6 protein-coding genes are annotated in these 12010 nt (G+C 56.0%); all 6 read left to right on the top strand.

Annotated elements, in window-relative coordinates; translation table 11 throughout:
• Positions 1 to 40 precede the first annotated feature (40 nt).
• The 6 genes from AC0LWM_RS19030 to AC0LWM_RS19005 all read left to right on the top strand — a co-directional run bounded on the left by AC0LWM_RS19030 (position 41) and on the right by AC0LWM_RS19005 (position 11842).
• Positions 41 to 739, top strand: a complete 699-nt coding sequence (locus tag AC0LWM_RS19030) for a copper homeostasis protein CutC (protein WP_474676566.1) — start codon at positions 41 to 43, stop codon at positions 737 to 739.
• 263 nt (positions 740 to 1002) lie between these two features.
• Positions 1003 to 2145, top strand: a complete 1143-nt coding sequence (locus AC0LWM_RS19025) for a GntR family transcriptional regulator (RefSeq protein ID WP_474676565.1) — start codon at positions 1003 to 1005, stop codon at positions 2143 to 2145.
• Between the two features lie 32 nt (positions 2146 to 2177).
• Positions 2178 to 5330 carry an alpha-mannosidase gene (locus AC0LWM_RS19020; protein ID WP_474676564.1) on the top strand — a complete coding sequence of 1051 codons (3153 nt, stop codon included), beginning with the start codon at positions 2178 to 2180 and terminating at the stop codon, positions 5328 to 5330.
• 318 nt (positions 5331 to 5648) lie between these two features.
• Positions 5649 to 6929, top strand: coding sequence for a glycoside hydrolase family 125 protein (locus tag AC0LWM_RS19015; protein ID WP_474676563.1), 1281 nt, complete (start codon positions 5649 to 5651; stop codon positions 6927 to 6929).
• A 24-nt stretch (positions 6930 to 6953) separates the two neighbouring features.
• Entirely contained in the window at positions 6954 to 9695 is a 2742-nt protein-coding gene (locus AC0LWM_RS19010) for an alpha-mannosidase (protein ID WP_474676562.1), read from the top strand.
• A 116-nt stretch (positions 9696 to 9811) separates the two neighbouring features.
• A complete protein-coding gene (locus AC0LWM_RS19005; RefSeq protein WP_474676561.1) occupies positions 9812 to 11842 on the top strand; it encodes a methyl-accepting chemotaxis protein in 2031 nt (676 codons plus the stop codon).
• Positions 11843 to 12010 lie beyond the last annotated feature (168 nt).

Below are 12010 nucleotides of genomic sequence, written 5' to 3'. Positions count from 1 at the left end.
TTCCGAACCAATGATATAAGTCTAAAGGAGAACGACGAAGATGATACTTGAAGTTATTGCTACGACGGTGACCGAAGCCAAAGCCGCCCAAGCGGGCGGCGCGAATCGGATCGAGCTGATTACGGCCATCAAGGAAGGCGGGCTGACGCCTAGTCTGGGCTTGGTGGAAGAGGTCGTCAAAGCCGTCACGATTCCTGTGAACGTGATGATTCGGCCGCACAGCCACTCCTTCGTCTACGATGCCGACGACGTGCGCACGATGCAGCGGGATATTCGCCTCATCCGCGAGACGGGGGCGCATGGCATCGTCGTTGGCGCGTTGACGAAGGAAGGCGCGATCGACGTGCCGAGCCTGGAGCTGTTTTTGGAGCAGGCGGGAGACATGTGGGTGACGTTCCACCGTGCGATCGACGAGGCGGCGAGCTTGACGGAAGCGCTGAACATTCTGCTGCGATATCCGCAGATTAAGGCAGTCTTGACGTCCGGCGGCAAACCAAGCGTGCTGGATGCGGTCTCCGAGGTGAAGCAGCTCGTCGAGCAAAGCCGCGGGTCGCAGCTCTCCATCCTGGCGGGAAGCGGCCTGAGCCTGGATGCGGTCGAAGCGTTCGTCCGCGCAACCGGCGTGCCGCAGGTGCACTTCGGCACGGGCGTCCGCGTCCGCGGCGGAGCGCTGGAACCGATCGATCCGGAAAAAATCAAGGCGGTTCAGGCTGCGCTGGCGCGTGCTTCCGCTGGGTAAACCTGCATTTTGATATATCATATCCAATAAAATATAGCTGGAATCGAATATGATATCAAAAAATGATCTGATTTTTCGTAAAAGATATATCTATTGTTTACATGCATTCAAATCAATCATATAATAGAACTGAGTATTCGGACGCTGGATACGTGTGTCTGGACGGAGAAAACCGTTTTTTAACTTTCATATCTCCGACACTCCGATATACTCAGTTGTTGACAAAAGACATATCAAATTTCCTTTGTGGGAAGTGATAAGCTTTGGATAACAACAAACCGCTTTATAGCGTTATTTATGATCATTTGAAGGAACAAATCGAAAGCGGCCATTATGCCGCCGATCAGCAGCTGCCTACGGAAACGGAATTGGCCGACATGTTTCAAGTCAGCCGGATCACATCGAAACGTGCGCTGAGCGAGCTTGAACGGGATGGATACATCGTGCGCAGAAGGGGCAGCGGCAGTTATGTGAAGCCGAAATCGGAACGCAAGCCTTTGCAGTTTTCCGAACCGGGAGCGCTTTCCGTTGTTCATCCATCGCCGGGGCAAAGGCCGAAAATCGTTGCGATGGTGCTGCCTTTTACCGATTCCACCGGGTTAACGGGTTACATCCGCGGCGCCTCGGATTATTTGGATGAAACGGGTTATTATTTGAGCATCCATACGACCTCCGAAAATCCGTATAAAGAACGCGAGCATCTGGAAACGTTGCCGAGTAAAGGCATCAGCGGCATTATTTTTTACCCGATCGAAGACATTAAAAATTTGGCTGCCGTCCACAAGCTGTATATGGACCGGTTCCCGATCGTCACGATCGACAAGTATTACGAATGCCTGCCGGTCGCAAGCGTCGTATCGGACAATTTCGGCGGGGGATATGCCGTCACGAAGCGGCTGATCGAGCTCGGACACCGAAAGATCGCCTTTATATCCAGCGTGAGCATCGAGTCGACGACGTCGGTGCGCAATCGTTACTACGGCTATTGCCGGGCGCTGCGGGACGGCGGTCTGACGATCGAATCCGATTTGGTCGTATTGGATTTCGTCCAGCAAACCGTAGGCGATACGGAACGGAAATTTCTTCGGAAGCAGCTTGAACGGCTGCTGCAGTTAAAAATTACGGCGGTGCAGGCGGAAAACGATCTGCTGGCCATCGATCTGTTAAAGACGGCGCTTGAGCTTGGCCTCAAGGTGCCGGAGGATTTATCGATCGCCGGATTCGACAATAACGAGATCAGCAGACATCTCGATATTCCGATGACGACGGTCGAGCAAAATTTTTATGCGATTGGACGAAAAGCGGCAGAAATGATCGTGCGTTCAATCGAATCGAATGAAATCATAGAAGAAAAAATCGTCATGCCGGTCAAGCTGATCGAGCGTCCGTCCATCGGACCGGTTTAAGTGGCGGCATTGCAGGATGAGGGGGCACATTCGTGTTTTTAACCGGATCAAAAATCGAAGCTAGAATTCGGGAAATCGCAGGATACCGTTATAGGGATTCCATTAAGATTCCCGGATTTCGGATGATTGTGGATGAAGCTGGGGAAATCGGCGCAAAGCCGCCCGGAGCGGGAGAAGGATCGACAATTACGACGGGAGAGCGCTGGAAAGGCCGCGATTTGTATGTTTGGCTGACGGCTTCGGTAGACATCCCCGCAGCTTGGGCCGGCCGCAAAGCGCTCGGGCGTTTCGATTTCGGCAATACCGGGGGCGGCAACAACTCCGGTTTTGAATCGTTATTATATTTGAACGGTCAGCCTTACCAAGGCGTAGACTCCAATCATAAAGAGGTTTTCCTTCCGGAAGCTGCAGCAGGCAGCGCCTATGCCTTCGATTTCCGCTTGTGGTCGGGGCTTGAAGGGGGCGGACATCCGGCGGATCAAGAGCACGAAATCAAGCTGGCCGAGGTTTGCTGGCTGGACGAGACGATCGACGACTTGTATTACACGGCTTGGGCCGCATACGACACGACGCGCGTGTTGGATGCGAACGATCCGAACCGGGTGCAGCTGACGGCGGCGCTCGATAAGATGCTTCGTCTGATCGATTGGTCGCGTCCGGGTTCGGATGCGTTTTACGAATCACTGTACGCGGCGCATGCCGACCTGAACGAACGCCTCGCGGCGATGGAGAAGCATCACAACGTAACGGTGCAGTGCATCGGGCATACGCATATCGACGTAGCGTGGCTGTGGAGATTGAAGCATACGCGGGAAAAATGCGCCCGGTCGTTCTCGACCGTACTTCGTCTGATGGAGCGGTTCCCGGAATACGTCTTCCTGCAAACGCAGCCGCAGCTGTACGAATACGTAAAGAACGATTATCCGGAGCTGTACGAGAAAATTCGCGAGCGCGTGGCCGAAGGACGCTGGGAAGCCGGCGGGGGCATGTGGCTTGAAGCGGATTGCAACTTGACGAGCGGCGAGTCGCTCGTTCGCCAATTGCTCGTCGGCACGCGATTCCTGCGTAACGAATTCGGCGTAGAATGCCGCTACTTGTGGCTGCCGGACGTGTTCGGCTACAGCTGGGCGCTGCCGCAAATTTTGCAAAAGTCGGGCATCAACACGTTCATGACGACGAAGATCAGCTGGAACCAGTACAACCGGATGCCGCACGATACGTTCCGCTGGCGCGGCATCGACGGCACCGAGGTGATGACCCATTTCATCACGACGCCGGAGCCGTGGTCGCAGCCGGGATCGTGGTTCTACACGTACAACGGGCAAATTACGGCGAAGACGGTCAAAGGCATTTGGGACGGCTACCGCGACAAGGAAATCAACCAGGAGCTGCTGCTGTCGTACGGCTACGGCGACGGGGGCGGCGGGGTTAACCGCGAAATGCTCGAAATGCGCCGCCGGTTCGACCGCATGCCGGGCATGCCGCACGTGACGACCGGTACAGCCGACTCGTTCTTCCAAGGGCTTCAAGAACGCGTGGCGGAAACCGACAGTTATGTGCACACATGGGACGGCGAGTTGTATCTGGAATATCACCGCGGCACATATACAAGCCAAGCCTATAACAAGTTGATGAACCGCAAGCTGGAGCTGCTGTACCGCGAGACGGAATGGCTCGGCTCGCTGCAAGCGGCGCTGAACGGAAGCTGGGCGGGCTACCGCCAATCGGAGCTGACCGAAGGCTGGAAAATCATCCTGCGCAATCAGTTCCACGACATCATTCCGGGATCGTCGATCCGCGAGGTATACGAGGACAGCACGATCGAATACGCCGAAGCGGAAGCGATCGGCAAGGATGCGTGGACAGCGGCAGCGAGCGGCGTAGTAGCCGGTACGGTTGCGGCTGAAGGGCAATCGTTCACCGTATTGAACTCCGCTTCGTGGGAGCGCGGCGACCTTGTTCGGATCGACGCATCGGCGGGCATGGAGTCCGGTACTTGGCTCGCCGCCGACGGCAGTGCGCTTCGCGCGCAGCGTTCCGGCGACAGCTGGCTCGTTGCCGATACGGGCGTACCGTCGCTTGGCCTGACGACGATCACGTTCCAAGCCGGCGCTGCCGGATCGGCTGAGGAGCCTGCGTTTGCACCGCTTGCGAGCGGCATCAATACGCCGCATTACGAAATCGAGTGGAACGCGAACGGCCAGCTGACGCGCGTGTACGACATCGAGAACGGCCGCGAAGTGCTCGCTTCCGGCGAGCGCGGCAACGTGCTGCAAGTGTTCGAGGATAAGCCGCTGGCGCACGACGCGTGGGATATCGATTTGTTCTACCAGGAGAAGATGGAAGAGGTTGCGGCGCTGCAATCGGCGGAAGTGATCGAGAACGGCGCGCTGCGTGCCGTCGTCCGGTTCAAGTGGACGTACAAGGATTCGACGATTACGCAGGAGATGACGGTGTACGCGGACAGCCGCCGGATCGACTTCCGCACGGAAGCCGACTGGCATGAACGCCGCCGACTGCTGAAAGCCGCGTTCCCGGTTGCGATCCGCGCAACGGAAGCGACGTACGACATTCAATTCGGCAACGTGAAGCGTCCGACGCATTGGAACACAAGCTGGGATTACGCGCGGTTCGAAACGGTCGGGCACCAATGGGCCGACCTATCCGAGCGCGGATACGGCGTCAGCTTGCTGAACGATTGCAAATACGGCTATGACATCAAGGACAACGTCATGCGTTTGTCGCTGATCAAATCGGCCGTATACCCGGATATCGAGGCCGATCAAGGCCATCACCAGTTCACGTATTCGCTGCTGCCGCACCGCGGCGATTGGCATGTAGGCGGCACGGTGCGCGAGGCTTGGGAGCTGAACAACCCGCTGACGCACGTGCGCGGAGCGCTTGACGGCGATTCGAAGAAGTTGTCGCTGTTCGCGATTTCGTCCGCCAACGTTGTCGTCGACGCGGTCAAAAAAGCCGAGGACGAGAACACGCTTGTACTGCGCGTGCATGAATTTGCAGGCGGACGCGAGAAAGTCGTCGTTACGAGCGATCTGGCGATCGAGTCCTGGACGGCGTGCAATCTGCTCGAGCAGCCGATCGGCGACAAGACGGCGAGCGATCGTCTGGAATTTACGATCAACCCGTACGAAATTTTGACTTTCCTGATCGACCTGAAGAAGTAAAACGTTAATGATAACGATAGGCGGGTAAACGGTAGCGAAATCTGTGATTCCTCGAGATGACTCTTTAGCGCACATGGAGAAATAACGGGAAAAGGTACAGTTAAAATTTGAGGAAAACACGTTCTGAGGAAAATAACTGGATAATGTGTAGTTAAATTGTCCTCTTTTCTCAAAAGAATTGATCTTCCTTCAAAATAGATGCAGTTTTTCCTGTTATTCTCCAAAAGCTAAGATCAATGAAATTAAGGACATGTTTTACAGTTGTTTACCGTTTACCCCCTAGCATCCGGTTTTGACATACGAAAGGAGCACATTCCCTTGTCCAAATTACCTCTCGCGGTTCAGCAGGCGCTTTCCGAAATGGAGACGAAGCTGGCCCATAACCCGAAGCTCGCACAAATGTTCAAAAATTGCTTCCCGAACACGCTGGAGACGACGACCCGCAAGCTGGAAGACGGAACCTCGTTCGTATTCACCGGCGACATCCCGGCGATGTGGCTGCGCGATTCGAGCGCGCAAGTGCGTCATTATTTGCCGCTTGCGGCACAGGACGAAGAGCTGCAGCAAATCATCGAAGGCTTGGTCAAACGCCAAATCATGTGCATTCATATCGATCCTTACGCCAATGCGTTCAACGATGAGCCGAACAACAAGCGTTGGGAGACCGATTTTACCGATATTAACCCTTGGGTTTGGGAGCGCAAATACGAAATCGACTCGCTTTGCTATCCGATCCAATTAAGCTACTTGTACTGGAAAGAAACCGGCAAAACCGGCATGTTCGACAAGCAGTTCCAACGCGCGGCCCATCTGATCGTGGAGCTGTGGAAGACGGAGCAGCGCCATTTCGAGCTGTCGCAATACCGTTTCGCCCGCGTCAACTGCCCGCCGACGGACACGCTTCGCAACAACCGTATGGGCATGCCGGTCAACTATACGGGCATGACTTGGTCGGGCTTCCGTCCGAGCGACGACGCTTGCACGTTCGGCTACCTGATTCCGGCGAACATGTTCGCGGTTGTCGTCTTGCGTTACTTGGAAGAAATCGCACGCGATATTTTCGACGATCAGGATCTTGAGCTGAAAGCGAAGCTGCTGCGCGACGATATCGACTACGGCATTCAAAATTACGGCATTTACCGCCACCCGAAATACGGCAAAATTTACGCTTACGAAACGGACGGCTTCGGCAACTACAACCTGATGGACGACGCGAACGTGCCTAGCTTGCTGTCGATTCCGTACCTAGGCTACGTGTCGGCGGACGATCCGATTTACCAAAATACGCGCAAATTCATTTTGAGCGAAGAAAATCCGTACTTCTACGAAGGGACGGCGGCCAAAGGGATCGGCAGCCCGCATACGCCGAAAAACTACATCTGGCATATCGCCTTGTCGATGCAGGCGCTGACGTCGACCGATCCGCAGGAAATCGCCATGCTCGTGAAGCTGCTGACTGAAACGGACGGCGGTACGGGCTACATGCACGAAGGCTTCAACGTGGACGATCCGGCTCAATTTACGCGGGAATGGTTCGCATGGTCGAACAGCTTGTTCGCAGAGCTGATTTACAAGCTTGCGAAGTCGGGACAGATTTAATTCGCTTCTGGAGGAACAGCATATATGCAAAATAAAAAGACGGCGCATATCATTTCGCACACCCACTGGGACCGCGAATGGTATTTGCCTTACGAAAAGCATCACATGATGCTCGTCGATTTGATGGACGTCTTGCTGGAGACGCTTGAGAACGATCAAGAATACCGCAGCTTCCATCTCGACGGGCAAACGATTATTTTGGACGATTATTTGCAGGTCCGCCCCGACAAACGGGAAGCGCTGGAGCGGTATATTCGCGAAGGGCGCATTCATATCGGACCTTGGTATATCCTGCAGGACGAATTCCTGACGAGCAGCGAGGCGAACCTGCGTAACCTGCTTGTCGGCCATCAGGACGCACGGACGTTCGGCAGCGCGATTTCGAAGCTGGGCTACTTCCCGGATTCGTTCGGCAACATGGGCCAGGCGCCGCAAATTTTGCAGCAGGCGGGCATCGATGCGGCCGTGTTCGGACGCGGCGTGAAGCCGACCGGCTTCAACAACGTCGTCAGCGAAGCGGACAGCTTCGAATCGCCGTATTCGGAGATGATGTGGCGCTCCCCCGACGGCTCCGAGGTGCTCGGCATCCTGTTCGCCAACTGGTACAGCAACGGCAACGAAGTGCCGGCAAATCGCGAGGAAGCGCTTGACTATTGGCGCAAAAAGCTGGATAGCGCCGGGAAGTTCGCTTCGACGCGGCACCTGCTGTTCATGAACGGCTGCGATCACCAGCCGATTCAGCGCGACCTGTCCGAGGCGATTCGCCTGGCGAACGAGCTGCATGACGACGTCGAGTTCGTGCATTCGAATTTCGACGACTACGTGAAGCAAGTGAAAGAAGAGCTGCCGAGCGACCTCGCGGTCATCGACGGCGAGTTGCGCAGCCAGCGGACCGACGGCTGGGGAACGCTCGTCAATACGGCGTCGTCCCGCATCTATCTAAAGCAGATGAACCAGACGAGCCAATCGCTGCTGGAAAAAGCGGCCGAGCCGCTCGCCGCGTATGCGTATATGCTGGGAGAGGCGTACCCGCACCATAAGCTGAAATACGCGTGGAAAACGCTGATGCAGAACCATCCGCACGACAGCATTTGCGGCTGCAGCGTGGACGAAGTTCACCGCGAGATGGAAACGCGCTTCGCGAAGAGCAAGCATGTCGCGGAAGCGATCATCGACGGCAGCGCGACGGCGATCGCGGACAAGGTCGATACGAGCCGTTTCGCCGCATGGGGCGACGATGCAGCGCCGGTTGTCGTGTTCAATACGTCCGGATGGTCGCGCAGCGGCGTCGTGACGGTGGAGGTCGACGTGAAGCGGGTTTATTTCCGCGAAGGCATCGGCTTCGACGAGATGCGCAGACGCGTCAAAGCCGAGCCGCTTGAAGGCAAAACGCTCATCGATGCGGCAGGCCGCCCGGTTGCCTATACGATGGAGGATCTGGGCTTGCAGTTCGGCTACGATTTGCCGGATGACAAGTTCCGCCAGCCGTATTTCACCCGCCGCGTGAAGCTGACGTTCGAAGCGGAGCAAGTGCCTGCGCTCGGCCTCAAAACGTACGCATTCGTCACCGCGAAAGAAGCAGCAGCTCCTGCCGCCGCATCGCTTCTGGCGGACGGCCGGACGCTGGACAATGCGCATCTGACGGTTCGCATCGCGGACGACGGCTCGCTGAGCCTGACGGACAAAGCAAGCGGACAAACGTTTAACGGTTTGCTCGTTTATGAAAATTCCGGCGATGTCGGCAACGAATATATGTATAAACAAGCTTATGAAGGTGTGCCGTTGACTACCGCGGGGCTTCCTGCGACAATCTCGGTCGTTGAAAATACGCCGTACCGCGCCTCGTTCGAAATCGTTCACGAGTGGTCGATTCCGGCAAGCGCCGACGAGAAGCTTGCGGAGGAAATGCAAGAGCTTGTCTGGTTCACGAACCGGAAATCGAAACGTTCGGAGCGCATGGTGCCGTTTACGATCCGCACTGTCGTCAGCCTGGAACGGAACGGCAAGGCCGTATCGGTGCAAACGAGCTTTAACAATGCGGCCAAGGATCACCGCTTACGGGCGTTGTTCCCGACCGACCTGACGGCAGATGTGCATGCCGTGGACTCGATCTTCGAGATTGCGAAGCGCGCCAACACGCCTGCACAGGAATGGCTCAATCCGGATTATTCGCATCATCAGCAAGCGTTCGTCAGCGTCAGCGACGGCAAAGCGGGGCTGACGGTCGCGAACTTCGGCTTGCCAGAATACGAGGTGCTGCGCGACGGCCGCAATACGATTGCGCTGACACTGCTGCGCGCGGTCGGCGAGCTGGGCGACTGGGGCTTGTTCCCGACGCCGGAGGCGCAATGCCTTGGCGAGAACACGGTGCAGTTCCAGATCATTCCGCATCGCGGTGATGTCGTGGAATCCGGCGCTTACGCACAGGCGTATCAGTTCCAGACGCCTTGGACGGTGAAGCAAACGGCGGTTCGCGCAGGCTCGCTACCTGCGGAGCACGCCGCGCTCGAGTGGAACGGCGAAGCCGTGGCATTCTCGACGCTCAAAGCATCGGAGGAAACCGGCGACGTTGTCGCGCGTTGGTTCAGCGTATCCCGCGAGCCGAAGCAGCTGTCGTTTGGCCTAAAGGCGGCATCGGCCGCGAAGGTGTACGCGAGCAACGTGCTGGAGGAGCAGCTGTCCGCTGCGGTACAGGACGGTGCAGGACGCGTACAATCCGTCGTCGATCCGGCGAAAATCGTATCCTACACCTTGAGCTTGAAATAGCACTCATCGATTCATCGATTTTTACTTCGCGGGGCGGTTAATACCGGAGGGGGCAACCCCTCCTTGCCTTCGTGGAGTAAATTTATACATAATTTAGAAATGAAAGCGGTGACAAAATGAAGCTGCAATCGATTTTTCCGTTTCGGCGTTCGGTCGGAGCCAAGCTGTTCATTCTTTTCTTCGTCACGATCGTGACGCTGGTCGTTGGCCTAGGCGCCGTCTCTTACAGCATCTCGAAAAGCATCGTGAAGGACAAGCTGGCCGAGTCGACGCTGCAAACCGTGACGCAGACGGGAGATAAGCTGGAATCGTACATGCAGGATTTTCAGGACTTGTCGATGCGGGTATCGCTTGATACCGACGTGCAGGAAGGGATTCAGAAGCTAGCCTCCTCAAGCGACGTCGAAGTCAGCAGCAAAGCGCGGGAGCAAGTTTCCACGGCGATGGGGAATTATTTTTCGCTGAACCGGTCCTTGCAGGCGATGGCCTTGTACGATCCGAAAGGGGCTCTTCTGACGGGTACGGGCGCCAGTTCTTTTATTTTGCAGGTTGGTGATCAGTCGTGGTTCACCAAAACCGTGGAAGCGAACGGCAAAGCGGTTTGGCTTGATTCCAAAGTCGGCGGGCTTGTCAACGCGAAGGTGCCTAGCTTCGGCTTAGCCCGCGTGCTGCGGGATTCCAAAACGACGGAAATTTCCGCGGTGCTGCTGTTTGAGATCAAGCTGGACTCACTTTCTTCACAGCTTGCTTTGCTGAAGCTAGGGGAATCGGCTGAGCTGTACGTCGTCGGAGGCCAGAAAAAAGCGATCTATGCAAGCGACAAAAAACAAATTGAGCAAGCTTCGCCTGCCTATCTTGAGGCCGCTGCGGAACCTTCGTTTTTCGCGCAAGATGCAGGAGGCGAATCGCGTCTTGTCGTACAGTACCCTCTGAAATCGAACGGCTGGCGTTTATTCGGAACGGTTGCCGAAAAAGAACTTACCGACGAAACGACGAAAATTTTTACGGCGACGTGGGTGACGGCAATTGTCGCCTTGCTGATTGCGGCGGTGATCGGCGTACTTGCGATGCGGATCATTTCGCGGCCGCTGCAGCAGGTGCGCCATCTGATGCAAGAAGGAGCGGAAGGCAAGCTTTCCGTGCGGGCGAGTATGCGGCGCCGGGATGAAATGGGGCAGCTGGCCGACAGCTTCAACAACATGATGGAGCAAATTACCGGACTCGTCCGGCAGTCCAGACAGTCCGCGCACGCGGTCTTGACGACATCCGGGGAGCTGCACGGGGCTTCGGGAAAAACATCGCAATCGGCGCAGCACATCGTCAAGGCGACCGAGGAAATTGCGGCCGGCGCGTCGAGCCTTGCCCTCGAATCGGAGAAAGGCTATTCGCTCACGCACGATATGGGCGAGCATATGAAGCAAATGGTCGAAGCGAACGATACGATGGACCGGTATGCGCATGAGGTGCTGGAAGCGGGCGAACAAGGCGTTTCGCAAATGCAGGGCTTGATTGCCGATACGTCGGTCATGGAAAACATGATCCGTTCCGCCGTAGACAAGGTCGAGCAGCTGAAGGGAAGCGCCGTTTCGATTCGGCGCATCGTGCTTGTGCTGGACAATATGATGAAGCAAACGAACATATTGTCGTTGAACGCGGCCATCGAGGCGTCCCGCGCAGGCGCGGCCGGCAAAGGCTTTATGGTTGTCGCGGACGAAATCCGCAACCTGGCCGACCAATCGAAGCAAGCGATTCAAGAGGTCGGCGCGGTCGCCGAGCAAATCCAAAGCGAAATCGGCGATAGCGTCGAAGCGCTGTCGAAGGCGTATCCTTTCTTCCAGCGTCAAGCAACGTCCGTGCAGGATGCCGGCGCTACGTTCCGTCAGGTGCAGCAGCATATGGAGCGATTTATCGGCCAGCTGAACGAGGTCAACCGTTATGTGCAAAGCTTGAACGAGTCACAGCATATTTTGGCGGCGTCGATGAGCAATGTGAGCGCGTTTGCCGAGCAGTCGTCGGCGACGACCGAGGAGGTCGTGGCGCTGTCGGCGGAACAGTCGCACGTCAGCGACCGGCTTGTGCAGCTATCCAAGGAACTGCAGGACGTGTCGCAGTCGCTTGAGCAGTCTTTTGCCAAATTCGAGCTTTAACATCAACGTACATACATATTTCGAAAAAGGCGGGTCTGAACATGAGTATCATGTTTGGATTTGCCTTTTTTTTGTTGGGGCTGCCCAACAATACCTGAACACGCGCAAAATGTTCGGAATCCTCGTTTTTCTGTTTGGATTTGCCTAGAAATATTCCATGCGACCTAA

It is taken from the genome of Paenibacillus sp. sgz302148 (genome assembly GCF_056120465.1).
Note: the sequence above shows the minus strand (reverse complement) of the source record. Positions and strands in the feature narration are given on the sequence as shown.

Bases quoted from the DNA above. Each gene is read 5' to 3' on its own strand.
- AC0LWM_RS19010 (WP_474676562.1), top strand. From the start codon at position 6,954: ATGCAAAATAAAAAGACGGCGCATATCATTTCGCACACCCACTGGGAC.
- AC0LWM_RS19030 (WP_474676566.1), top strand. From the start codon at position 41: ATGATACTTGAAGTTATTGCTACGACGGTGACCGAAGCCAAAGCCGCC.
- AC0LWM_RS19005 (WP_474676561.1), top strand. From the start codon at position 9,812: ATGAAGCTGCAATCGATTTTTCCGTTTCGGCGTTCGGTCGGAGCCAAG.